Source organism: Citrobacter cronae, from assembly GCF_016893685.1.
GTDB classification, from domain to species: Bacteria; Pseudomonadota; Gammaproteobacteria; order Enterobacterales; family Enterobacteriaceae; genus Citrobacter; species Citrobacter werkmanii.
In genome coordinates this window covers 1,989,211-2,012,498 of record NZ_CP069763.1, presented here as the reverse complement: position 1 = coordinate 2,012,498, position 23,288 = coordinate 1,989,211, and the positions used below count along the sequence as shown (strand labels likewise).

Genomic DNA, 23,288 nt, shown 5'->3' with positions numbered 1-23,288 from the left:
TGCCTTTGGTCGAAAAAAAAGCCCGCACTGTTTAGGTGCGGGCTTTTTCTTGTGTTTCCTGTACGCGTCAGCCCGCACCGTTACCTGTGGTAATGGTGATGGTTGTGGTAATGGTGATGCTGATGCGTTTCATGATGTTGTGTGCTCTGTAATTATTATCTGTCTGTCTTGTATTCTTTTAGGGTTAAAGTATCTGCTGACCTAAGTCAATAAATTTTTAAATTGATCACATTCCGAAACTTGTTCATGAGCCACTGCTTGCCCTTTTACTTTCAACCAATACAGTATGTCAGACCCACTTGAAACCAAAACAAAACGCCAACAATAAGACATTAACCAGCATTTTATTTTGTTATGTTTTTTTCTATATCATGTAAAAAACGGTGCAGCATTGCCGTGTCTCGCTGCCCTAATAAGCCCATTCGCTGTTGCAGCCAGTCGGTGAGTTTGATGTCGTCAGAAACGTTCAGCGTGGCTAATAAACGTAAAACGCGCGCGCGCAACGCCTGCAACTGAAGTTCATCCGCTACCTCATTATTTTTGGCCGGTTGTTGTATTAAACCTGCTAATTGATAGCAATACACCATCACCGCCTGCCCCAGATTAAGTGAAGGGTAGTCAGCCACCATTGGTACCCCGGTAAGGACATCCGCCAGCGCTAATTCTTCGTTGGTCAGCCCGGAATCTTCGCGCCCAAGCACCAGCGCGGCGTGATCCATCCACGCGGATTTTTCCTGCAACAGAGGAACGAGTTCGACCGGCGTGGCGTAATAATGAAACTTCGCCCGACTACGTGCCGTGGTCGCAACGGTAAAATCAACGTCGTGCAACGCTTCGGCAAGAGTTGGAAAAACGCTAATATTATCAATAATGTCGCCCGATCCATGTGCGACCCATCGCGTTGCAGGCTCCAGGTGGGCCTCGCTGTCCACGATCCGCAATTGAGTGAATCCCATGGTCTTCATCGCGCGGGCAGCCGCACCAATATTTTCCGCTCTGGCAGGGGCAACCAGAATAATTGTTAAACGCATTTCGATACTCTTTTGGCCAGTCGGCAGGTAATAATGTGACGCACATCAACATATTACGCAGCGCGAATTTACATATTTTTAACAGAAATCACTGAAAAAGGATTTCGCATCTAATAAAAAATGCTAAACTATTTCCAACCTGTACTATTGCTTTTTATGTTAACAGAAGTTGCATATCCTGCTGTTTATCCATGATAATTTAATTTAAAATGGATAGCATTGGTTGGATTCATTACATTTATTAATTAGCTCGTGCAACTAGTTGTAATATTGCAATTTTGTGATGAAAGCAAACATTTGGATGCGTTGATTTCATCAAACTGTTAACGTGCTACAATTGAACTTGATATATGTCAACGAAGCGTAGTTTTATTGGGTGTCCGGTACGTCTTAGCCTGTTATGTTGCTGTTAAAATGGTTAGGATGACAGCCGTTTTTGACACTGTCGGGTCCAGAGGGAAACTACCCACGACCAAGCTAATGATGTTGTTGACGTTGATGGAAAGTGCATCAAGAACGCAATTACGTACTTTAGTCATGTTACGCCGATCATGTTAATTTACGGCATGCATCAGGCAGGTCAGGGACTTTTGTACTTCCTGTTTCGATTTAGTTGGCAATTTAGGTAGCAAACATGCAGACCCCGCACATTCTTATCGTTGAAGACGAGTTAGTAACACGCAACACGTTGAAAAGCATTTTCGAAGCAGAAGGCTATGATGTATTCGAAGCGACAGATGGCGCGGAAATGCATCAGATTCTCTCTGAATATGACATCAACCTTGTGATTATGGATATCAATCTGCCTGGGAAAAATGGCCTCCTGTTAGCGCGCGAACTCCGCGAACAAGCTAACGTTGCGCTGATGTTCCTGACGGGCCGTGATAACGAAGTCGATAAAATTCTCGGCCTCGAAATCGGCGCCGACGATTACATCACCAAGCCGTTTAACCCGCGCGAACTGACTATCCGTGCTCGTAACCTGCTGTCGCGTACCATGAACCTGGGTACCGTCAGCGAAGAACGCCGTAGCGTCGAGAGCTACAAGTTCAATGGCTGGGAGCTGGACATCAACAGCCGCTCTCTGATTGGTCCTGATGGCGAGCAGTATAAACTGCCACGCAGCGAATTCCGCGCCATGCTTCACTTCTGTGAGAATCCTGGCAAAATCCAGTCTCGCGCAGAACTGCTGAAAAAAATGACCGGTCGCGAACTGAAGCCACATGACCGTACCGTTGACGTGACTATCCGCCGCATTCGTAAACATTTCGAATCAACGCCGGATACGCCAGAAATCATCGCTACCATCCACGGTGAAGGCTACCGTTTCTGCGGCGACCTGCAGGATTAATTCGATCCTCACACGTATAAAAACGGCGCTTTATGCGCCGTTTTTCATTTCACCGCTCCGCTATTTCCATATACGTAATTCATCACTCTCAACGGGTTGCGGCTCAGGAAGCGCTTTCGACGTTGGTTTTGGCTGCGCCAGCGAGTGCCAGTCAAGATGACGCGTCAGGAACATCACGCCACACAGCGCGAATAACAGCACGCTGGTGCCAAGCAGTAAAGAACTGTCCTGCGAACGGAGCAACACCCACATCACGCCATCCAGCCCCAGCAGCGCTACGGTGAACAAAATACTCTTGCGCCAACCCTGTAATATCGCCTGCAGATATACACCGTTCATCAATGCGCCCACAAGGCTTGCCGTAATCCACGCGGCGGTAAAACCAATGTGTTCTGACAACGCCAGCAGCAACAGATAAAACATCACCAGCGATAACCCCACCAGCAGGTACTGCATCGGGTGCAGTCGAAGGCTGGTCATGCTTTCAAGCACAAAGAAAGACATAAAGGTCAACACAATCAGCAAAATGGCATATTTTGTCGCCCTGTCCGTCAATTGATATTGATCCGCAGGCGTGGCGACAGCAACGCTAAATGCAGGCATTCCCTCCCAGCCAATCTTTTCACCATCAAAGCGTTCGCCGAGGTTATTGGCAAACCAACTGCTTTGCCACTGGGCACTGAATCCAGACTCACTGATTTCGCGCTTAGCCGGAAGAAAATCCCCAAGAAAGTTGGGATGCGGCCAATTGCTGGTTAAGGTCATTTCACTGTTACGGCCAACCGGAACGACGGAGAAGTCGCCGGTTCCGCTCAAATTAAGCGACAGCGCCATGCTGAGATTTTGCGCCGTCCAGCTCGCGTTGGGTAGCGGAATATGGATCCCCTGAGCACGCCCCGCCAGACCCGTTCCTGGCTCCACGGCCAGCGACGTGCCGTTAACCTGGGGGGCTTTCACTACGCCGATCCCACGCGCATCCCCCACGCCCACCACTATGAACGGTTTGCCGATACTGACATTAGGATGGTTTAAATCACTCAAACGTTCAGCGTTAAACTCGGCTTTCACCGCCAAATCGTTATGCCAGACCTGGCCTTCATAAATACCAATTTTACGCGCTTCAACGTTTTGGCTTCCCTCGACGACCAACGATTCCGGTAACCAGAAATGGATATAGCTGCGCTTACGCTGGACCTCTTTCCCCTCCTCCAGCTCGGTATAAAGTTCCGTCACCGGAACGGCAATCAACGGGCCGACCATCTTTTGCGGTCCGCTGGTGCTCTGGCGGATTGCATCTTCAACGTCATGGCGATAGTCCGATCGCTCAACGATTATCTGCCTGACCATTGTCAGGGGAATTAACAACAGCAGCATAGCGCCACCTAAGGTGACGATTTTCCAGAACAGGGGTGATTTCAACATAGCGTTCTCCTTTGCAATACCAACAAGGTAGAACAGCTATGTGCGGGGAATTTGAAGTTATGTGAAGTGACGGTGAAGCGTAAACGAAGCCTGTGCCCCACCTTCCGGTCGATTGCGTAAGGTCACCGAGCCTGCATGCAGTCGCGCAACCTCACTGACAAACGCCAGTCCCAATCCGCTGCTCTTAAGCCCATTTTCACGGGGCAGCGAGTAGAAGCGTTCAAAAATACGCGGCAACGCAAAGTCAGGGATCCCGCTGCCGCTGTCGGTAACCTGCAACGTGACCTGATCTTCGTGCTGATGCGCGCTCAACACAATCGTCCCGTCCTGTGGCGTAAAGTCGATAGCGTTGTCGAGCAAATTCCCCAATGCCTGCTCCAGCAGCGCGGGATCGGCATCAACGCTAAGCGATGAAGGCATAATGGTCAGCGTGATGTTTTTTGCCGCCAGTTGCACGCTCCGGGCCTCTTTGAGCTGGGCAAACAGCGCATCTACCGCCACCGGCGTCAACGTAATGTCCTGGCGATTCTCCAGGCGCGCCTGGCGTAACAAAGTTTCAACCAGCGCCTGCATGCGCGCATTTTGTACCAGAATATTATCGGTAAAACGCGCCACCACGTTCGGCGGCGGGCCTTCGCGCAAAATTTCCGCCGCGCCGCGAATGGCCGCCAGCGGACTTTTGAGTTCATGCGTTAACGCATAAACGTACTGCTCAATATAATTCTTGCCCTCCAGCTTCAGACGCATACTTTCCAGCGCCTGCGCCAGTTTACGTAGCTCGCTGCTGCCTAAATCAGGTAGTGGGACGGGGCGATTCTCAGTAACGGAATCGGCATAGCGCGCCAGTCGGGCAATAGAACGGTTGATCCACCATACCATCCCCGCGCCAATCACTAAGGCGATCCCCAGCAATACCGCGCTGGCCCACAGCATCCGCCGTTCACTGCGTTTAATCACCGGCGCCATCGCCGCATTGGGTTTGCCAACGCTAAGCACCCCGATAATACGCCCGCCGTCAACGATCGGCGCGGCAACGTACATTACCGAACTTTCCGGATCGTTCGGATTCTGCAACGTACTGCGGGCGCCATACTGCCCACGCAACGTTAACCACACGTCATTCCAACGGGAGTAGTCCTGGCCGAGCGCTTTGTTAGCGGAATCAAACAGCACCTTACCCTGCGCGTCCGTCATATAGACATGGTATTCATTACGCACTTTGTTAATGCCGCTGATATTGGCACGGAATGGGCGGTTATGCAGTTGGGAAAATGCCTGCGCCAGTTTACCGTTGGCGGGAGCGTCAGAGAGTAAATCATCACGCGCCAGCGCAGCCAGCAACGTGGCGGTATCAATCAATGTGCCTTCAGTCGCCCGGCGGACGCCAGGCTTAATTTCCTGCACAAAGATCGACAACACGAACCAGGCGGCAACGGCGACAATCAGGAAATAGCCGAGCAGCAAACGCATACCAATGCGCATCAGACGCTCCTCAGGCTGTATCCCATACCGCGATGCGTATTAATGGGCGAGATCTCAGGGTTGATCGCCCGTAGTTTGGCTCGCAGCGTTTTGATGTGGGTATCGACCGTTCTGTCGAAGGTGTCCTGCGCATCGGCCCAGACTAAATCCATCAATTGCTGGCGAGAGTAAATGCGCCCCGGCGACATCAGCAGTGTTTTCAGCAACAGGAATTCATAGCGCGTCAGAGTTAACGGTATACCGAACCAGGTAATCTGCGCGGCCAGCTCATTAAGCTCAAAATCCCCGCAGCGCGTCGTTGTGGAAGGAGAGGCGAATTTTTGCACCCGCCGCAGCAGTGTACGTACGCGGGCGCACACCTCACGCGGCGAGAAGGGTTTGGCAACATAATCATCCGCGCCGATCTCCAGCCCCAGCAAGCGGTCCACTTCATCGCTGCGCGCGGTGAGAAAGAGGATCGGCAGCGCCGGATGACGTTCCAGCAGGCGTCGACACAGCTCAAAACCACTGATATCCGGCAGGCCGACGTCCAGAATTATCGCATCGGGGCATCTCTGGCGCGCATTTTCCAGCACCGGCAGCCCGCGCTCAAACGCTTCTACGCGAAAGCCTTCCTGCTGCAGCATGTAAATAAGCGTATCCGCGATGCCCTGCTCATCCTCAACCAACCAGATCAACGGCTGTTGCATTTTGCTTCCTTGTTATTGCCGCCACGGCATAATGGGCACAGCGCTGATGGCATTTTTGGGCGATCCATCAACCACTTTATCTGAATAGGCCAGATAGGCCAGCGCATTACGTTTTGCGTCATAAAAACGTACGACCTGTAAGGACTTAAACACCAGCGAGGTCCGTTTTTTAAACACCACTTCGCCTTGTGCTTTACCGTTCTTGATTCTGTCGCTCAGTTCCACCGGTCCTACCTGCTGGCAGGAGATGGCGGCATCAGAGGTATCCTCAGCCAGCCCCAACCCACCTTTGATGCCGCCGGTCTTGGCACGACTCACGTAGCAGGTCACATTGGTCACATCCGGATCGTCAAACGCCTCGACCACAATTTTATGGTCCGGCCCAAACATTTTGAACACCGTATCGACAGATCCAATCTGCTCCGCATGGGCGACTTGCGCCAACATCAGCAAAATTGAGGAAATGGCTAAGCTCTTATATTTCATATTGTTACCATTCTTAAAAGTTACTCTGGGTAATTATTCGACATTCTAAGATAAAACGTATACAGATCACAGGATTACAATAATCACGCTTTCGAATGTCCAAAAAAAGCATTTATGAGCAAAAAAAACACTGAATGCTAAAACAACAAAAAATGCTATTATCCTCATACCTGACGTCAGGTACTCGTTGTTGAAAGGATGAGGATATTTTATGGATCAGGCTGGCATTATTCGCGACCTATTAATCTGGCTGGAAGGTCATCTGGATCAGCCTTTGTCGCTTGACAATGTGGCGGCAAAAGCAGGCTATTCCAAGTGGCACCTGCAGAGAATGTTTAAGGACGTGACGGGCCATGCTATTGGCGCCTATATCCGCGCCCGTCGTTTATCGAAATCCGCAGTGGCGCTTCGCCTGACTGCGCGCCCTATTTTGGATATTGCCCTGCAATACCGCTTCGACTCTCAACAAACCTTTACCCGCGCGTTCAAGAAACAGTTTTCTCAGACGCCAGCGCTGTATCGCCGCTCGCCGGAATGGAGCGCTTTTGGTATTCGCCCGCCAATGCGACTCGGTGAATTTGCCATGCCTGCGCACGAGTTTGTGACGCTGGAAGATACGCAACTGCTGGGCACCACGCAAAGCTATTCCTGCTCGCTGGAACAGATTTCAGATTTCCGTCATGAAATGCGTATTCAGTTCTGGCGCGACTTCCTTGGCCATGCGCCTTCAATCCCGCCGGTGCTGTACGGGCTGAACGAAACGCGTCCGAGCATTGAAAAGGACGACGAACAGGAAGTGTTTTACACCACGGCACTGACGCCGGAACAAGCCAATGGCTATGTACCGTCGGCGCAGCCTATCCTGCTGCAGGGCGGCGAGTACGTGATGTTTACCTATGAAGGGCTGGGGACCGGCGTACAGGAGTTTATCCTGACGGTATACGGCACCTGCATGCCGATGCTAAACCTGACCCGCCGTAAAGGGCAGGATATCGAGCGATACTACCCGGCAGAAGATGCCAAAGCGGGAGATCGCCCGATCAACCTGCGCTGCGAATTCCTGATACCGATTCGCCGCTAACGCTGCAGCTCATCCAACGCAGGGGCGTCCAGATGTGAGATGTCCCCTGCCGTTTCAACCACCCATCCCGGCGCAAGCCATAAACTTTCCTGGTAATCAACGCGGGAAATAGAGCAATTGCGCAGACGCAGGCGACGTTCGGCCCATGCCGGCAATCCCAGAATCGTACTCACCAGGCAGCCCAGCGCAATACCGTGGCTCACCAACAGTGGGCGGCTCCCCTGCGGAAGGTCCAGGCAGGCTGCCAGCGCCGCGTTGACGCGATCGCTCAGCTCCTGCATCGATTCCCCTTCCGGAATACGCCCATCAACCGTACCGTTCACCAACTGACGACGCCAGCCCTCTTCTTCAGCCGTCAGCGTGTCGATATGACGTTTTTCCAGCACGCCCATATTCAGTTCACGCAGCCGGGAGTCATAAGTGATATCACAACCACAAGCCTGAGCGATGATTTCTGCTGTGCGTCGTGTACGACCTAAATCACTACTGATGACATGCGTAATACCCAACGAGCGGGCGCGTTCACCAACCTGCATGGCCTGCTGCTCACCTTTAGCGGTCAGTGGGCTGTCTGACTGGCCTTGAATACGTCGCTCGGCGTTCCACTGCGTTTCACCATGGCGAACAAGGTATACCTGTAACATGCTTTTTTTCCGTTATACTGCGATGCGATGAATTTTCAAACTGAGCTTTATTATGCACAAGGTTATCTCTGCTACCACCAATCCTGCCAAAATTCAGGCAATTCTCCGGGCATTTGAAGAGATTTTCGGGGAAGGATCCTGCCATATCGAACCCGTCGCCGTCGAGAGCGGCGTACCGGAACAGCCTTTTGGAAGCCAGGAAACGCGCACTGGCGCACGAAATCGCGTGGATAATGCGCGACGCCTGCATCCACAAGCTGATTTCTGGGTAGCCATCGAAGCTGGAATTGACGATGACGCCACCTTCAGTTGGGTGGTGATTGATAACGGCGTTCAGCGCGGTGAAGCGCGATCGGCCACGCTGCCGCTGCCCGCCGTTATTCTCGACAGAGTCCGCCAGGGAGAAGCGCTTGGCCCGGTGATGTCGCAGTACACAGGCATTGATGAGATTGGTCGTAAAGAGGGCGCGATTGGCGTATTTACCGCGGGTAAGCTGACGCGCTCAAGCGTTTACCATCAGGCGGTCATTCTGGCGCTTAGTCCGTTTCATAACGCGGTGTATTTATAGCATTGTGCCGGATGTTCAATCGTAGGCCGGATAAGGCAAAGCCGCATCCGGCGGATCAATTTTTCCCGAGCAGTACCTGCTCCAGCCACTGGCGCAGATCCACCGGCGCGGATTTCAGGCTGTTCGAACCGCGCGTAATGGTGGCGATGCCCGCCCCAAGCTCATTTTTCAGCTCGCGCTGGCTCATCTCGCCGCGCAACAGCTCTTCAATGATACGCACGCGCGTGCCCAATGCTTCGCGCTCATCCGGCGTCAACATCAAATTGAGTAGCGGCAGATGTAAATCTTGCTCATAGGCGTGTTTAAGTAAGTCGACAAAACGTAACCACTCCTGGTGACGCTGTTCTGCCATCTCTGCTGAATAGGGTGATTGCTGAGTCATAAGATATCGCCATCGTTGTGGGGGAAGCGTGCTTGCCTCCCCCTTTTGTACTCTTTAACGAGTACGATAGCATAACACAACCGATACGATCAGTAACGACGTTGCCATTCTGCGTCGCTCATCAGCTCCGGTTTATCGCCAAGGAAATAACGATAGTACGCATCGTAAGCCAGCACATTCTTCACATAACCACGCGTCTCTGAGAACGGAATGCTTTCGACAAACGCCACGGCATCGATCCGACCTGCGCTATTGCCCAGCCAGGTGCGCACGCGCCCCGGTCCGGCGTTATAGGCCGCCGATGCAAAGATGCGGTTATTGCCAAATTGCTGATAAACATACTGCAAATAGCTGGTGCCAATGTTGATGTTGGTATCAGGATCCAGCAGTTGACTCGGACTACTGTAACCCGGAATCGAGAACATTTTCACCGTGTGCGTTGCGGTGCCCGGCATAATCTGCATCAGCCCACTGGCGCCAACCGGCGATTTCACTTTCGGGTTCCAGGCGCTTTCCTGACGCGCGATCGCCATCGCATAACTTGGCGGAATATCTTTCCCGCTGGTGTTGCGGGTAAACAGATCTTTATAGGCCAGCGGGAAGCGCTCTTCCAGATGATCCCACAGTTTACCGGCGATCGTCGCCTGTACGCTCAGATCCCACCAATGATTGTTAAACGCGTAGCGCGCCAGCTGCGCCTGCTCGGACTTGGTGCGGCTGGTGACCAGATTTGCCCATTCACTGCGCGCGGTATTATCCAGATTCCAGTACATCAGCTCGCGTACGCGCGCCATTTCCGGTCCCTGAGTCAGCGCAGAGTCAACGTTCGCTGGCGCTTTATCCACCTTCAGCTCGTACTCTTCACCGAGGCGTTGCGCCGCCACCATCGGGTAGAAACCGCGCTGCTGCATGAGTTGATGCAGGATCTCTTTCGCTTCTGCCTCGCGTCCGCGCTCCAGCAGCAGATCCGCTTGCCAGTAGCGCCACTCGTCTTTTTCTTTTGCATCCATCGGCAGACGCGCCAGCCAGGTATTCAGGCCGCGACGATCGCCAGTTCCCAGCGCCATCCGCACGCGACGCTCCACAAGCGAGGTGGAATTTGAGCGCATAATCGCATCATCACGCCATTTCGCCTGTTCGTCGGTGACGTCATTGCCCATCAGACGCCAGGCGACGATGTCGCGCAGCTCCTGAGTCTGCTCGTCATTTAACTGCTGCGCCTGCACCAAAGAGGGGATCATCAGGCGGGCGTTTTCGACATCCTGACGCGCCACGCTGGCAAAAGCCACCGCCGCCATCTGCCGGGTGAAATCCGTTGCGCCAGTGGTGCGCACAAAGGTCATTACGGTGTTTGGATCGTTAGCCAGCGCAATGATTGCCGACGCAATCGTCTGATATTCCCCAGGCATTTGCCCGGCCAGCGCGGTGACCAGCCCCGTATTGCCCGCTTTCATCGCCAGACGAATACGCTCCAGATAAGCCAGCGGATCCTGAGTGCCTGAGGCGCGCCACACGCCGAATAATTTGTCACAGGCGTTCGGCTGACTTTTCCCGGTCAGCCACAGCTCTTTCGCGCCCCGCCATGCCTCTTCGGTTTGTCCGGTACTCCATTTCGCGAAGTAATAGTTACATTGCGCTTCCGTGGTACCCGGTTTTTCCGGGCTAAACGCCAGCAGTCCACGCCAGTCTTCCCGTCGCGCCAGTTCATTCACAAAACGCGATTGCAGAGTACGCGCCGGGGGCAGCGTCGGGTTGGCGCGCACAAAATTGGTGACGGTAATGGTCGGCTGATTCATCAGATCGTCAGTAATCTGACGATATTCCAGATAGGGATACAGAGGATAGTTCTTCAGGCCGGGCATCATCTGCTCTACGACATCCATCTGTCGGTTGTCCCAGGCCTGCTTAATTTGCGCATAGCGATTGCGCTGCTCATCCAGGGAATCGGCTCGCGCCACTTGACTGACCGTCAGCAGACATACGCTGGCCGCCAGCAGGCGCCAGGTAAATTGTTTGGCTTTGTCCACAAGCTCTTCCTCTTGTCATGTTACGTCTGTGCAGCATCATGCCGCTTAATTCATTCATGCTAACCAGACATTGCAGAATGCGCCACGTCACGGACACTTTTTTACTTTTGTTGCGAGTGAGATCTGCTGGCTGGGATTGGGCAATGAAAAAGGCTACACTTCGCTTTTGATAACTCTATTCATCACTATAAAAGAGGCGAAGTCCACGTGGCTCAATTCGTTTATACCATGCATCGTGTCGGCAAAGTCGTTCCGCCGAAACGTCATATTCTTAAAAACATCTCACTGAGCTTCTTCCCTGGCGCCAAAATCGGTGTACTGGGTCTGAACGGCGCGGGTAAATCTACCCTGCTGCGCATCATGGCCGGCATTGATACCGAAATCGAAGGCGAAGCTCGCCCACAGCCGGGCATTAAAATCGGTTACCTGCCGCAGGAACCAAAACTGAACCCGGAACACACCGTCCGTGAATCTGTTGAAGAAGCGGTGGCCGAAGTCGTTAACGCCCTGAAAGGCCTGGATGAAGTGTATGCCAAGTACGCAGAACCGGACGCCGACTTCGATAAACTGGCCGCGCAGCAGGGCAAGTTTGAAGAGATTATTCAGGCGCACGACGGCCATAACCTGAACGTGCAGCTCGAGCGTGCCGCTGACGCCCTGCGTCTGCCGGACTGGGATGCCAAAATCGAGAACCTTTCCGGTGGTGAGCGCCGCCGCGTCGCGCTGTGCCGCCTGCTGCTGGAAAAACCAGACATGCTGCTGCTCGACGAACCAACCAACCACCTGGATGCCGAATCCGTTGCCTGGCTGGAACGCTTCCTGCACGACTTCGAGGGTACCGTCGTGGCGATTACCCACGACCGTTACTTCCTCGACAATGTTGCGGGTTGGATTCTGGAGCTGGACCGCGGCGAAGGTATTCCATGGGAAGGCAACTACTCCTCCTGGCTGGAGCAGAAAGATCAGCGTCTGGCGCAGGAAGCTTCTCAGGAAGCCGCTCGTCGTAAATCTATCGAGAAAGAGCTGGAGTGGGTGCGTCAGGGCGCGAAAGGCCGCCAGTCTAAGGGCAAAGCCCGTCTGGCGCGCTTTGAAGAGCTGAATAACACCGAATACCAGAAGCGTAACGAAACCAACGAACTGTTTATTCCACCTGGGCCTCGTCTGGGCGATAAAGTCGTTGAGGTCAGCAATCTGCGTAAATCCTACGGCGATCGCGTGCTGATCGACGACCTGAGCTTCTCGGTACCGAAAGGCGCTATCGTCGGCATCATCGGTCCGAACGGCGCGGGTAAATCGACGCTGTTCCGCATGATGTCCGGCCAGGAACAGCCTGACAGCGGCACCATCACGCTGGGCGAAACCGTGAAGCTGGCCTCCGTTGACCAGTTCCGTGACGCAATGGATAACAGCAAAACCGTGTGGGAAGAAGTTTCCGGCGGGCTGGATATCATGAAGATCGGCAACACCGAAATGCCAAGCCGCGCCTACGTAGGCCGCTTTAACTTCAAAGGCGTGGATCAGGGTAAACGCGTGGGCGAACTGTCCGGCGGTGAGCGCGGTCGTCTGCACCTGGCGAAGCTGCTGCAGGTTGGCGGCAACATGCTGCTGCTCGATGAACCGACCAACGACCTGGATATCGAAACCCTGCGCGCGCTGGAAAACGCCCTGCTGGAGTTCCCGGGCTGCGCGATGGTTATCTCGCACGACCGTTGGTTCCTCGACCGTATCGCCACCCACATTCTGGACTACCAGGATGAAGGTAAGGTTGAGTTCTTCGAAGGTAACTTTACCGAATACGAAGAGTATAAGAAACGCACGCTGGGCGCCGATGCTCTGGAGCCGAAGCGTATCAAGTACAAGCGTATTTCTAAGTAATTACCGTTAAGCGCCGTATCCGGTCTACGAGGTTAATGCAACTTCCAGGCCGGATAAGCGCGGCGCTATCCGGCATTTAACCTATCTCTGCTCGCCCATCAACTCTTTCACCAGCTCCACGCAGCGCAGGAATCGACCATCGTAGTCAGGTTCCTGAACGTGCACGAAATCGATATTGTTTTCCTGCAGCATCTCGACCAGAAGCGACTGAAACGCTTTTCGGTCAACCGAGCTGCCAAGGCTACGCAAACCATCCGCCACCCATGGGGTGTTGTTTTCCAGCAGGATCACCAGGTCAAAACGGTACTCATCAATCAGCGCCTGCACAAACGGGTGTTCACGCCCTTCGTACTTTTTACAGAATGCCTGAGTGGTCACGAAATCGGTATCGATAAACGCCACTTTATTGGCATACTTGACAGCAAAATCAATGTATTGCGCTTGTCCGAGGGCAATCTTATCGTAGTCGGAATATTGCAACGCCATCTCGTCGCCGCCCAAATGGGAGAAGACGTAATCACGCCCGTATTCCCACGCACTGGTGGTGTTAAAGATATTGGCGAGCTTGTTCACCAGCGTGGATTTTCCGCTCGACTCCCCGCCAAGGATCGCCACGGTGCGCACGAAAAACGGCTTCACTTCGGTGGGAATATACTCCCAATAGCGAAACGGGTTTTCGCGGATTTGCCCGCCACTGATGCTCATAAACGTCCGTTTCGGATCCACCAGCACCGTTTCGATCCCCAGATGTTTCAGATACTGCGGGGCATCTGACTCTTCAGAGGTGTAGATCCAGTTTGGCTGGATCCCCTTCTCCTGCATAAACGTTTTGATGCCGTTGCTCCATACGTCCCAACCGTGCGGATACGGCTCCATGCCCTCTTCGTTGAAGGCATGAATTCGGATATTTTTCTGATATTTAAATGTTTGCAGCAGCCAACGTAAACGATCGGGCACCGTCGGCTGTTGCGACATGGCGCTGTCTTCAAACAGGCTGCGATCGCGCGTATCGTCATAACCCATGATGATATGCAGCTCATCGACCTGACTACAGGCACGCTGGATCAGATAGATGTGGCCGGTGTGCAGCGGATAAAACTTACCGAATACCACACCGATATTTTTCTGCTGGCGCGGAAACTCCAGCCCGAGAAAACGGTGCAGCGCCTCCAGCTTTTGCGCGCTGGGGCTTTTGATTTTGGCATTCAGCAGTTGGCTTAAATATCCCTTGGTCATGCCACTGGCATCCGCCACCTGTTGCAGGGTACAGCCCTTTTGCTTTATGGCGGTTTTGAGATAGTCGAACGATGACACAAGAGCCTCCTGCTGGAAAAATCGCGTAACACTGCCTGATGGCGCTTCGCTTATCAGGCCTACAACATCAATCCGTAGGCCGGATAAGACGCATTGCGTCGCCATCCGGCAAATTATACAACATCACTGCATACAGAGGATTATAAGTCGTCAAACACGCTTAACGCATCTGCAAGCTTTTTAACGCCAAAAACCTGCATCCCTTCCGGCACTTTTTTCGGGACGTTGGCGGCAGGCACAATCGCCCGACGGAAGCCATGCTTCGCCGCTTCAGAAATACGTTCCTGGCCGCTCGGCACCGGGCGAATCTCGCCCGCCAGTCCCACTTCGCCAAAGACCACTAAATCCTGCGGTAGCGGTCTGTCACGTAAGCTGGAGACCATTGCCAGCAGCAGCGCCAGATCGGCGCTGGTTTCAGTGACTTTGACACCACCGACCACGTTGACGAACACATCCTGATCCGCCATCTGCAAGCCGCCGTGACGATGCAGCACCGCCAGCAGAATCGCCAGACGGTTCTGTTCCAGACCGACCGCCACGCGACGCGGGTTCGCCATCATTGAGTGATCGACCAGCGCCTGAATCTCTACCAGCAGCGGACGCGTACCTTCCCAGACCACCATCACCGAACTACCGGAAGTAACTTCATCGCCACGGCTTAAAAAGATAGCGGAAGGATTGCTGACTTCACGCAGGCCCTGCTCGGTCATGGCAAAGACGCCCAGCTCATTCACCGCGCCAAAGCGGTTTTTATGGCTACGCAGGGTACGGAAACGGGAGTCGGCATCGCCGTCGAGCAGTACCGAGCAGTCGATACAGTGCTCCAGCACTTTTGGCCCGGCCAGCGATCCGTCTTTCGTCACATGACCTACCATCACAATCGCCACGCCGCGCGTTTTGGCAAAGCGCGTCAGGTAAGCGGCCGTTTCGCGCACCTGCGCCACGCTGCCCGGCGAAGACTGAATATCCGCCATGTGCATCACCTGAATGGAGTCGATCACCATCAGCTTCGGCTGTTCTTCTTCGGCAATCAGGCAAATTTGTTCGATGCTGGTTTCCGACAGCATGTTCAGATTCGCCGTCGGCAGGCCAAGCCGATGCGCGCGCATCGCCACCTGCTGTAGCGACTCTTCGCCGGTGACGTACAGCGTTTTCATCTGCTCGGCGAGCTTGCACAGCGTTTGCAGCAGCAACGTCGATTTGCCCGCGCCAGGGTTACCGCCAATCAGAATAGCGCTGCCAGGTACCACCCCACCGCCCAGCACGCGGTCAAACTCTTTAAATCCGGTGGAAAAACGCGGCAATTCCTCAAGGCTGATGTCAGACAGCTTCTGCACTTTTGCGACACCCGCATTCCCGGCATAGCCGCTGAGCCGCTCGTTACGCGCCACCGTCGGCGACGCGGCAAGGCGCACCTCGGTAATGGTGTTCCAGGCCTGACAGGCGCTGCATTGCCCCTGCCAGCGCGGGTAATCGGCCCCGCATTCATTACAAACAAAGGCGCGTTTTGGAGCTTTTGCCACGTTTTACCTCTTTCGTTAACGCTTTTGCCGGATGGCGCTGACGCTTATCCGGCATCAACACTATTTCTGGTTCATACTGCCGGAGAGAATGCAGAACACCCCCATCAGATCGGCGTGACGGATAGTAATCTCTGTCTTTTCATTCACTTTGGGTTTGGCATGATACGCAATGCCCAACCCTGCGGTTTTAATCATCGGCAGATCGTTCGCGCCGTCGCCGATCGCCACCGTCTGCGCCATCGGGATCTCATACTCTTGCGCCAGACGGGTCAGCGTATTGGCTTTGTATTGCGCATCGACGATATCGCCAATCACATTGCCGGTAAATTTCCCGTCCATGATCTCCAGCTCGTTTGCTACAGCCGCCGTCAGACGTAACTTATTACGCAGATAATCCGCAAAGAAGGTAAACCCGCCGGAGGCGATAGCCACTTTCCAACCCAGCGTTTCCAGCTTCAACACCAGTTGAGTCAGACCAGGCATCAGCGGTAAATTTTCGCGTACCTGATGCAAAATATTGGCATCCGCGCCTTTCAGCGTTGCCACACGGCTGCGCAGGCTGGCGGTAAAGTCCAGTTCACCGCGCATCGCACGTTCAGTGACTTCGGCAACCATCTCGCCGGTGCCGGCCAGCTTCGCGATTTCATCAATGCACTCGATCTGGATCGCCGTTGAATCCATATCCATCACCAGCAAACCCGGCGTACGCAGATGTGGAATCTTGCCGAGTGGCGCAACATCCAGTTTGGCATCATGCGCCAGTTTTGCCGCACGCGGCGTTAACGAACCCGCCAGGCGAATCACCTGATAATCCTCAACGCACCAGGCGGCCACGATCACCATCGCCGCGCCCAGTTTGCTCTGGTATTGCGTGAGACGTTGTTTATCCAGCCCGCGACCATACAGCAGCCAGCCACTACGGCCCGCGTGGTAATCCAGCGGCATGACTTCATCGCCACTTAAAGAGAGGGGCAGACCTGGCCACAGAGAGACATCTTCAGGTAGATCGCACCAGGTAATGTTAGGCATTAAAGCTCCTGTAAAATCGTTCGGGTCGGAATCATCCAGGGGAAAATAACGCATGAGGCTACCCTGTAACCAGCGCTTCTGGCAACATTAAGTCTCAAATTTTCAGCAGGTGGAATATGGCTCGCACAAAACTGAAATTCCGACTACATCGTGCAGTGATTGTATTGTCCTGCCTGGCGCTGCTCGTCGCCCTGATGCAGGGCGCATCCTGGTTTAGTCAAAGCCACCAGCAACAACGTAATCCGCAACTGGAAGAGCTGGCCCGTACGTTGGCACGTCAGGTCGCATTAAACGTCGCGCCGCTGATGCATACCGAAACGCCGGATGAAAAGCGCATTAAAGCAGTGCTCACGCAACTGACGGAAAGCAGCCGTATTCTGGATGCGGGCGTGTACGATGAACAGGGAGACCTGATTACTCGTACCGGTGAGAGCGTCAACGTTCGTGACCGACTGGCGCTGGACGGTAAAAAAGCCGGGGGCTATTTTAACCAGCAGATTGTCGAACCCATTCAAGGCAAAAATGGTCCACTGGGCTATCTGCGCCTGACGCTGGATACCCACACGCTCGCCACCGAGGCCAAACAGGTGGATAACACCACCAACATTCTACGCCTTATGCTGCTCCTGTCACTGGCGATTGGCGTGGTGCTGACCCGCACCTTACTGCAAGGTAAGCGCACCCGCTGGCAACAATCGCCGTTCCTGCTTACCGCCAACAAACCGGTGCAGGAAGAAGATAAAGATGATTAAGAAAAGGAAATCGCTATGACTACCCTGCGCCTGCTTATCTCAGACTCTTACGATCCGTGGTTTAACCTGGCGGTTGAAGAGTGCATATTTCGCCAGATGCCCGCTACGCAACGCGTTCTGTTCTTATGGCGTAACGCCGATACGGTGGTGATTGGCCGGGCGCAAAACCCATGGAAAGAGTGTAATACCCGCCGTATGGAAGAGGATAACGTGCGGCTCGCCCGTCGCAGCAGCGGCGGCGGCGCGGTGTTCCATGATTTAGGCAATACCTGCTTTACCTTTATGGCCGGCAAACCGGAATACGACAAAACTATCTCTACCGCTATCGTACTCAATGCATTGAATTCATTGGGCGTTATGGCCGATGCTTCGGGACGCAACGATCTGGTGGTGAAAACGCCGGACGGCGATCGCAAAGTCTCTGGTTCAGCCTATCGCGAAACCAAAGATCGCGGCTTCCATCACGGTACGCTGCTGCTGAATGCAGACCTCAGCCGCCTGGCGAACTATCTGAATCCGGATAAAAAGAAACTCGCGGCGAAAGGGATTACCTCCGTTCGCTCCCGCGTGGCCAATCTTACCGAGCTATTACCGGGCATCACCCATGAACAGGTCTGTCAGGCGGTCACGGACGCCTTTTTCGCCCATTACGGCGAACGCGTCGAAGCAGAAGTAATATCCCCGGATAAAACGCCGGATCTGCCGAATTTTGCCGAAACCTTTGCGCGCCAGAGCAGTTGGGAGTGGAATTTCGGCCAGGCGCCAGCGTTCAGCCATCTGCTGGACGAGCGTTTTACCTGGGGCGGCGTCGAGCTACACTTCGACGTCGAAAAAGGTCATATCACCCGTGCACAGGTCTTTACCGACAGCCTCAATCCCGCGCCACTGGAAGCGCTGGCGGGGCGGTTGCAAGGGTGTTTGTATCGCGCGGATATGCTGCAACAGGAGTGCGAGGCGCTGCTGGTTGATTTCCCGGAGCAAGAAAAAGAACTGCGGGAACTGTCGGCATGGATTGCCGGAGCGGTGCGTTAATAAAAAAAGCCGGATGGGGGCTACGCCTTATCCGGCCTACGATCGCGAGGCCCGGTAAGCGCAGCGCCACCGGGCATCACACAGTCTTACTCTTTATCGCCCAGCAGAACAGATTCCAGCGCGATTTTGATCATGTCGTTGAAGGTCGTCTGACGCTCAGCGGCCGTGGTCTGCTCGTGGGTACGAATATGGTCGGACACGGTGCAGATGGTCAGCGCTTTCGCACCAAACTCAGCAGCAACGCCGTAGATGCCCGCCGCTTCCATTTCCACGCCCAGTACGCCGTATTTTTCCATCACGTCGAACATTTCGCCGTCCGGAGAGTAGAACAGGTCAGCGGAGAACAGGTTGCCTACGCGCGCGTCAACGCCCAGCGCTTTTGCCGCATCAACCGCGTTACGTACCATGTCAAAGTCAGCGATAGCCGCAAAGTCATGATCTTTAAAACGGATACGGTTCACTTTGGAGTCGGTGCAGGCGCCCATACCGATCACCACGTCGCGCAGTTTGACGTCCATACGCACAGCACCGCAGGAGCCGACGCGAATGATTTTCTTCACGCCGAAATCGGTGATCAGCTCTTTGGTGTAGATGGAGCAGGATGGGATACCCATACCGTGGCCCATAACAGAAATCTTACGGCCTTTGTAAGTACCGGTGAAACCTAACATGCCGCGAACGTTATTCACTTCACGAACATCTTCGAGGAAAGTTTCAGCAATATGTTTTGCACGCAGCGGGTCGCCCGGCATCAATACGACGTCAGCGAAATCACCCATTTCTGCATTAATATGTGGAGTTGCCATCTTCAGTTCCTTTTACATTGTTGTTTTTGCCGGATGGCGGCTGCGCCTTATCCGGCCTACAAACGATTCCTGGTAGGCCGGATAAGCGTAGCGCCATCCGGCAACGGGCATTACAGCATGTTTTTACCGTAGTCCATTGGCGACGTACCGAAGTAGCTCGCCAGCGTCTGGCCGATATCCGCGAAGGTTTCACGGTGACCTAAAGAGCCCGGTTTCACTTTCGGACCGTAGATCAGCACCGGAATGTGCTCACGGGTATGGTCGGTACCGGTCCAGCTCGGGTCGCAGCCGTGGTCGGCGGTGAGGATCAGAATGTCATCTTCACCCACCAGTTCCATCAGCTCCGGCAGACGACGGTCAAACAGTTCCAGACCAGCAGCATAGCCCGCAATGTCGCGGCGGTGCCCCCAGGAAGAGTCGAAGTCCACGAAGTTAGTGAAGACAATGGTCTCGTCACCCGCTTCTTTCATCTCTTTAATCGTGGCGTCGAACAGCGCATCCAGGCCGGTCGCTTTCACTTTTTTGGTGATACCGCAGTTGGCGTAAATATCCGCGATCTTACCGACAGAGACAACATGACCTTTTTTCTCGTCAACCAGTTTCTGCAGCACGGTCGGCGCTGGCGGCTCAACGGCCAGGTCGTGACGGTTACCGGTACGCTGGAAGTTACCGGCTTTATCACCGATAAACGGACGCGCGATAACACGACCGATGTTGTAACCACCCTCGGTCAGCTCTTCACGCGCGATTTCACACAGCTCGTAGAGTTTATCCAGGCCAAAGGTCTCTTCATGACAGGCAATCTGGAACACGGAGTCAGCGGAGGTATAGAAAATCGGCTTCCCGGTTTTCATATGTTCTTCGCCCAGTTGATCCAGAATCACGGTACCGGAAGAGTGGCAGTTACCGAGGTAACCCGGCAGGTTGGCACGTTTTACCAGCTTATCCAGCAGTTCCTGCGGGAAGCTGTTTTCGTGGTCGCTAAAGTAACCCCAGTCAAACAGAACCGGCACTCCGGCGATTTCCCAGTGGCCAGACGGCGTATCTTTCCCGGAAGAGAGTTCATGCGCCCATGCGTAGGCGCCAATGACTTCCGCATTACCGTCCATACCAGCAGCAATTTTACCGGTAGAACCTTCGTGAGCTTTCACCAGGCCCAGACGGGTCAGGTTAGGCAGATTCAGTGGGCCTTTGCGACCATTGTCAGCCTCACCTTTCGCACAGGCTTCTGCAATGTGTCCCATAGTGTCTGAGCCTACGTCGCCAAAGCGATCCGCATCTTCAGTCGCACCAATACCAAAGGAGTCCAGCACCATAATAAATGCACGTTTCATCTTGTTCTCCATACATCTGCGCCGCAAAAAAGCGATCAGATCAGTATACAGTTATTCGGTTATACGACGATAGACTGTCGGTGTAATTTCTGGCGCTTTATTGTCAAGGCTGATTGCCGCTTTGACCGCTTTCGCCGCTTCCTGCCAACTGGCTTCATCTTTCGCGTGGATCACTGCCAGCGGACGCTGTCCGTCTACGCTGTCGCCCAAACGGGCCATGTCGCTAAAGCCGACGCTGTAATCGATGGTATCCGATGCCTGACGGCGTCCACCGCCCATGGAAACGACTGCCATACCCAACGCGCGGGTATCCATCGCGCTGACGAAACCTTCGGTATCAGCATAGACGGCTTTACTGAGCATCGCCGTCGGCAGATACTTCGCATAGTTTTCGACGAAGTCGGTCGGGCCTTTCTGCGCCGCAACCATACGGCCAAAAATTTCCGCCGCTTTACCGTTGTCCAGCACCGCCTGCAATTTCGCGCGGGCTTCGGCGTCATCTTTCGCCAGATTGCCGGAGATCAGCATTTCCACGCACAGCGCCATGGTGACATCTAACAGACGTGGATTACGGTATTCACCTGTCAGGAACTGGACAGCCTCGCGGACTTCTACCGCGTTACCTGCGCTGGAAGCCAGCACCTGGTTCATATCAGTTAACAGCGCGGTGGTACGTACCCCCGCCCCGTTCGCCACGCCGACAATTGCTTCGGCAAGGGCTTCAGAAAGTTCATAGGTCGGCATAAACGCGCCGCTGCCTACTTTCACATCCATCACCAACGCATCCAGCCCTTCCGCCAGCTTTTTCGCCAGGATAGAGCCGGTAATCAGCGGGATGGAATCCACCGTCGCGGTAATATCGCGGGTGGCATAAAAACGTTTATCCGCCGGTGCGAGCGAGCTGGTTTGCCCAATAATCGCCACACCCACATCTTTAATAATTTCACGGAAACGCGCGTCGTCCGGGAAGATATCAAACCCAGGAATCGCTTCCAGTTTATCGAGCGTACCGCCGGTATGACCCAGGCCGCGCCCGGAAATCATCGGAATATAGCCGCCACAGGCAGCCACCATCGGGCCTAACATCAGCGACGTTACGTCGCCCACGCCGCCGGTAGAGTGTTTATCCACAATCGGGCCGTTCAGTTGCAGGCTTTTCCAGTCCAGCACGGTTCCTGAATCACGCATTGCCATGGTCAGCGAAACTCGCTCAGGCATTGTCATATCGTGGAAGAAAATGGTCATCGCCAGGGCGGCGATTTGCCCCTCAGAGATGGTGTTGTCGCGAATCCCATTGATAAAGAAACGAATTTCTTCATCGCTCAGTGCATGACCATCACGTTTTTTACGAATAATTTCTTGTGCGAGAAACACGGTAACCTCCCGATTATGGGCCGGGTAAGCAGTACGCTCCCCGGCTAGTCGTATTGATGCCGGATGGCGGCTTACGCCTTATCCGGCCTACGATGGGCAATTCAAACTTAGTAGCTGCTTGCGCTCTTACCGTCGCCGTGACCCAGCGCTTTGAGCAGGCTCGCCAGCAGGCTGGATGCGCCAAAACGGTAATGGCGGGAATCTGCCCAGTCAGCGCCAAACAGTTCGTCGGCAATCGCCAGGAACTGCTGTGCGTCTTCTGCAGTACGCACGCCGCCAGCCGGTTTGAAACCAACGGTTTTAGAAACGCCCATATCACGGATCACTTCCATCATGATGCGTGCGCTTTCCGGCGTCGCATTGACCGGTACTTTACCGGTAGACGTTTTGATGAAATCAGCACCCGCTTTGATAGAAATTTCAGACGCTTTGCGAATCAGGGCTTCTTCTTTCAGCTCACCAGTTTCGATGATCACTTTCAGCAGCACATTTGCTGCCGCACATGCATCTTTACAGGCTTTAACCAGATCAAAACCAATCTGCTCATTACCCGCGATCAGCGCACGATACGGGAACACCACGTCAACTTCGTCAGCACCGTAGGCAATCGCCGCGCGGGTTTCAGCCAGCGCGATCTCAATGTCGTCATTGCCGTGCGGGAAGTTGGTGACGGTGGCAATACGGATATCCGGTGTGCCCTGCTCTTTCAGGGTCTTACGCGCAATAGGAATGAAACGTGGATAGATGCAAATTGCTGCCGTGTTGCCAACCGGGGTCTTCGCCTGATGACACAGCGCGATCACTTTTTCATTGGTGTCGTCGTCATTCAGGGTGGTCAGATCCATCAGTTTCAGTGCACGCAGGCTGCTTGCTGTTAAATCGGTCATAACATTCTCCAACGGCATCGCCGTATAAAATTTCACCTTGCGAGTTTGTTAGTATTCTAACATCCGCTCGCGATTACACTTCGATATACATCACAGTTAATGAAAACCACATACAGATTTGCATTACTCTAATGAGATCCACTTCAAATAATTTACCTTTACACCACAGGTGCGGTGGCATCAGACGCATCCGGATCAA

23 protein-coding genes and 1 other annotated feature are annotated in these 23,288 nt (G+C 53.8%); of the genes, 6 read left to right on the top strand and 17 right to left on the bottom strand.

Annotated elements, in window-relative coordinates:
* Window positions 1-11: 11 nt before the first annotated feature.
* Window positions 12-138: a sequence feature (Thr leader region), on the bottom strand.
* The 3 genes from thrL to yjjY all read right to left on the bottom strand — a co-directional run bounded on the left by thrL (window position 68) and on the right by yjjY (window position 1,570).
* Window positions 68-133 (bottom strand): thr operon leader peptide, encoded by a 66-nt coding sequence (thrL, locus tag JSN25_RS08610; protein WP_032337689.1) that lies wholly within the window; start codon window positions 131-133, stop codon window positions 68-70. Its footprint overlaps the feature before it by 66 nt.
* A gap of 206 nt (window positions 139-344) precedes the next feature.
* Window positions 345-1,031, bottom strand: coding sequence for a tRNA/rRNA methyltransferase (locus tag JSN25_RS08605; RefSeq protein ID WP_204525619.1), 687 nt, complete (start codon window positions 1,029-1,031; stop codon window positions 345-347).
* A 398-nt stretch (window positions 1,032-1,429) separates the two neighbouring features.
* Window positions 1,430-1,570, bottom strand: a complete 141-nt coding sequence (yjjY, locus tag JSN25_RS08600; protein ID WP_042998021.1) for a YjjY family protein — start codon at window positions 1,568-1,570, stop codon at window positions 1,430-1,432.
* A gap of 95 nt (window positions 1,571-1,665) precedes the next feature.
* On the opposite strand from yjjY, the gene arcA reads away from it, so the two are divergent.
* Window positions 1,666-2,382 carry a two-component system response regulator ArcA gene (gene arcA, locus JSN25_RS08595; RefSeq protein ID WP_001194359.1) on the top strand — a complete coding sequence of 239 codons (717 nt, stop codon included), beginning with the start codon at window positions 1,666-1,668 and terminating at the stop codon, window positions 2,380-2,382.
* 60 nt (window positions 2,383-2,442) lie between these two features.
* Here the strand turns inward: arcA and creD are convergent, their stop codons facing one another.
* The 4 genes from creD to creA are packed head-to-tail and all read right to left on the bottom strand — an operon-like array spanning window position 2,443 to window position 6,461.
* Window positions 2,443-3,804, bottom strand: a complete 1,362-nt coding sequence (gene creD, locus JSN25_RS08590; protein WP_204525618.1) for a cell envelope integrity protein CreD — start codon at window positions 3,802-3,804, stop codon at window positions 2,443-2,445.
* A gap of 57 nt (window positions 3,805-3,861) precedes the next feature.
* On the bottom strand, window positions 3,862-5,286 hold the full coding sequence (creC, locus tag JSN25_RS08585; RefSeq protein ID WP_150344636.1) for a two-component system sensor histidine kinase CreC: 1,425 nt from the start codon (window positions 5,284-5,286) through the stop codon (window positions 3,862-3,864).
* Window positions 5,286-5,975, bottom strand: a complete 690-nt coding sequence (gene creB, locus JSN25_RS08580) for a two-component system response regulator CreB (RefSeq protein ID WP_038637035.1) — start codon at window positions 5,973-5,975, stop codon at window positions 5,286-5,288. Before creB ends, creC begins: the two co-directional genes overlap by 1 nt.
* Before the next feature lie 12 nt (window positions 5,976-5,987).
* Window positions 5,988-6,461, bottom strand: a complete 474-nt coding sequence (gene creA, locus JSN25_RS08575) for a protein CreA (protein WP_038637033.1) — start codon at window positions 6,459-6,461, stop codon at window positions 5,988-5,990.
* Window positions 6,462-6,672: 211 nt separating this feature from the next.
* Between creA and robA the strand changes: the two genes are divergently transcribed.
* Window positions 6,673-7,542, top strand: coding sequence for an MDR efflux pump AcrAB transcriptional activator RobA (gene robA / locus JSN25_RS08570; RefSeq protein ID WP_038637031.1), 870 nt, complete (start codon window positions 6,673-6,675; stop codon window positions 7,540-7,542).
* On the opposite strand, the gene gpmB is transcribed toward robA, so the two are convergent.
* Window positions 7,539-8,186 (bottom strand): 2,3-diphosphoglycerate-dependent phosphoglycerate mutase GpmB, encoded by a 648-nt coding sequence (gene gpmB / locus JSN25_RS08565; RefSeq protein ID WP_069324097.1) that lies wholly within the window; start codon window positions 8,184-8,186, stop codon window positions 7,539-7,541. The genes robA and gpmB overlap by 4 nt on opposite strands.
* Window positions 8,187-8,238: 52 nt before the next feature.
* Between gpmB and yjjX the strand changes: the two genes are divergently transcribed.
* Window positions 8,239-8,754, top strand: a complete 516-nt coding sequence (gene yjjX, locus JSN25_RS08560) for an inosine/xanthosine triphosphatase (protein WP_038637026.1) — start codon at window positions 8,239-8,241, stop codon at window positions 8,752-8,754.
* A 55-nt stretch (window positions 8,755-8,809) separates the two neighbouring features.
* On the opposite strand, the gene trpR is transcribed toward yjjX, so the two are convergent.
* Together trpR and sltY are read right to left on the bottom strand one after the other, a co-directional pair.
* Window positions 8,810-9,136 (bottom strand): trp operon repressor, encoded by a 327-nt coding sequence (gene trpR / locus JSN25_RS08555; RefSeq protein ID WP_003837292.1) that lies wholly within the window; start codon window positions 9,134-9,136, stop codon window positions 8,810-8,812.
* Window positions 9,137-9,225: 89 nt separating this feature from the next.
* Window positions 9,226-11,163, bottom strand: coding sequence for a murein transglycosylase (sltY, locus tag JSN25_RS08550; RefSeq protein WP_204525617.1), 1,938 nt, complete (start codon window positions 11,161-11,163; stop codon window positions 9,226-9,228).
* 207 nt (window positions 11,164-11,370) lie between these two features.
* On the opposite strand from sltY, the gene ettA reads away from it, so the two are divergent.
* Window positions 11,371-13,038, top strand: a complete 1,668-nt coding sequence (gene ettA / locus JSN25_RS08545) for an energy-dependent translational throttle protein EttA (protein ID WP_038637020.1) — start codon at window positions 11,371-11,373, stop codon at window positions 13,036-13,038.
* Between the two features lie 81 nt (window positions 13,039-13,119).
* On the opposite strand, the gene nadR is transcribed toward ettA, so the two are convergent.
* The 3 genes from nadR to serB form a co-directional block, all read right to left on the bottom strand.
* Window positions 13,120-14,352 (bottom strand): multifunctional transcriptional regulator/nicotinamide-nucleotide adenylyltransferase/ribosylnicotinamide kinase NadR, encoded by a 1,233-nt coding sequence (gene nadR / locus JSN25_RS08540; protein ID WP_038637017.1) that lies wholly within the window; start codon window positions 14,350-14,352, stop codon window positions 13,120-13,122.
* A gap of 140 nt (window positions 14,353-14,492) precedes the next feature.
* A complete protein-coding gene (gene radA / locus JSN25_RS08535) occupies window positions 14,493-15,875 on the bottom strand; it encodes a DNA repair protein RadA (protein WP_003829944.1) in 1,383 nt (460 codons plus the stop codon).
* A gap of 60 nt (window positions 15,876-15,935) precedes the next feature.
* The gene (gene serB, locus JSN25_RS08530; protein WP_038637014.1) at window positions 15,936-16,904 is read right to left on the bottom strand and encodes a phosphoserine phosphatase; all 969 of its coding nucleotides are present in this window, start codon (window positions 16,902-16,904) and stop codon (window positions 15,936-15,938) included.
* 116 nt (window positions 16,905-17,020) lie between these two features.
* Here serB and JSN25_RS08525 point away from each other — a divergent pair, with 116 nt between their 5' ends.
* Together JSN25_RS08525 and lplA are read left to right on the top strand one after the other, a co-directional pair.
* The gene (locus tag JSN25_RS08525) at window positions 17,021-17,656 is read left to right on the top strand and encodes a YtjB family periplasmic protein (protein WP_038637011.1); all 636 of its coding nucleotides are present in this window, start codon (window positions 17,021-17,023) and stop codon (window positions 17,654-17,656) included.
* A gap of 15 nt (window positions 17,657-17,671) precedes the next feature.
* A complete protein-coding gene (lplA, locus tag JSN25_RS08520; protein ID WP_038637010.1) occupies window positions 17,672-18,688 on the top strand; it encodes a lipoate--protein ligase in 1,017 nt (338 codons plus the stop codon).
* An 86-nt stretch (window positions 18,689-18,774) separates the two neighbouring features.
* On the opposite strand, the gene deoD is transcribed toward lplA, so the two are convergent.
* The 4 genes from deoD to deoC form a co-directional block, all read right to left on the bottom strand.
* Window positions 18,775-19,494 carry a purine-nucleoside phosphorylase gene (deoD, locus tag JSN25_RS08515; protein ID WP_000224864.1) on the bottom strand — a complete coding sequence of 240 codons (720 nt, stop codon included), beginning with the start codon at window positions 19,492-19,494 and terminating at the stop codon, window positions 18,775-18,777.
* 110 nt (window positions 19,495-19,604) lie between these two features.
* On the bottom strand, window positions 19,605-20,828 hold the full coding sequence (gene deoB, locus JSN25_RS08510) for a phosphopentomutase (protein WP_042312511.1): 1,224 nt from the start codon (window positions 20,826-20,828) through the stop codon (window positions 19,605-19,607).
* Window positions 20,829-20,879: 51 nt separating this feature from the next.
* Window positions 20,880-22,202: a thymidine phosphorylase gene (gene deoA, locus JSN25_RS08505; RefSeq protein ID WP_069324099.1), complete on the bottom strand. Its 1,323-nt coding sequence runs from the start codon at window positions 22,200-22,202 to the stop codon at window positions 20,880-20,882.
* Window positions 22,203-22,309: 107 nt separating this feature from the next.
* Entirely contained in the window at window positions 22,310-23,089 is a 780-nt protein-coding gene (gene deoC / locus JSN25_RS08500) for a deoxyribose-phosphate aldolase (RefSeq protein WP_003019042.1), read from the bottom strand.
* Window positions 23,090-23,288 lie beyond the last annotated feature (199 nt).

What these genes read in the sequence shown, in the direction of transcription:
- serB (WP_038637014.1), bottom strand. Translation starts at nt 16,904, where the DNA reads ATGCCTAACATTACCTGGTGCGATCTACCTGAAGATGTCTCTCTGTGG.
- gpmB (WP_069324097.1), bottom strand. Translation starts at nt 8,186, where the DNA reads ATGTTACAGGTATACCTTGTTCGCCATGGTGAAACGCAGTGGAACGCC.
- creB (WP_038637035.1), bottom strand. Translation starts at nt 5,975, where the DNA reads ATGCAACAGCCGTTGATCTGGTTGGTTGAGGATGAGCAGGGCATCGCG.
- lplA (WP_038637010.1), top strand. Translation starts at nt 17,672, where the DNA reads ATGACTACCCTGCGCCTGCTTATCTCAGACTCTTACGATCCGTGGTTT.
- deoD (WP_000224864.1), bottom strand. Translation starts at nt 19,494, where the DNA reads ATGGCAACTCCACATATTAATGCAGAAATGGGTGATTTCGCTGACGTC.
- creD (WP_204525618.1), bottom strand. Translation starts at nt 3,804, where the DNA reads ATGTTGAAATCACCCCTGTTCTGGAAAATCGTCACCTTAGGTGGCGCT.
- creC (WP_150344636.1), bottom strand. Translation starts at nt 5,286, where the DNA reads ATGCGCATTGGTATGCGTTTGCTGCTCGGCTATTTCCTGATTGTCGCC.
- JSN25_RS08605 (WP_204525619.1), bottom strand. Translation starts at nt 1,031, where the DNA reads ATGCGTTTAACAATTATTCTGGTTGCCCCTGCCAGAGCGGAAAATATT.
- creA (WP_038637033.1), bottom strand. Translation starts at nt 6,461, where the DNA reads ATGAAATATAAGAGCTTAGCCATTTCCTCAATTTTGCTGATGTTGGCG.
- trpR (WP_003837292.1), bottom strand. Translation starts at nt 9,136, where the DNA reads ATGACTCAGCAATCACCCTATTCAGCAGAGATGGCAGAACAGCGTCAC.
- robA (WP_038637031.1), top strand. Translation starts at nt 6,673, where the DNA reads ATGGATCAGGCTGGCATTATTCGCGACCTATTAATCTGGCTGGAAGGT.
- deoB (WP_042312511.1), bottom strand. Translation starts at nt 20,828, where the DNA reads ATGAAACGTGCATTTATTATGGTGCTGGACTCCTTTGGTATTGGTGCG.
- deoC (WP_003019042.1), bottom strand. Translation starts at nt 23,089, where the DNA reads ATGACCGATTTAACAGCAAGCAGCCTGCGTGCACTGAAACTGATGGAT.
- yjjX (WP_038637026.1), top strand. Translation starts at nt 8,239, where the DNA reads ATGCACAAGGTTATCTCTGCTACCACCAATCCTGCCAAAATTCAGGCA.
- JSN25_RS08525 (WP_038637011.1), top strand. Translation starts at nt 17,021, where the DNA reads ATGGCTCGCACAAAACTGAAATTCCGACTACATCGTGCAGTGATTGTA.
- arcA (WP_001194359.1), top strand. Translation starts at nt 1,666, where the DNA reads ATGCAGACCCCGCACATTCTTATCGTTGAAGACGAGTTAGTAACACGC.
- yjjY (WP_042998021.1), bottom strand. Translation starts at nt 1,570, where the DNA reads ATGACTAAAGTACGTAATTGCGTTCTTGATGCACTTTCCATCAACGTC.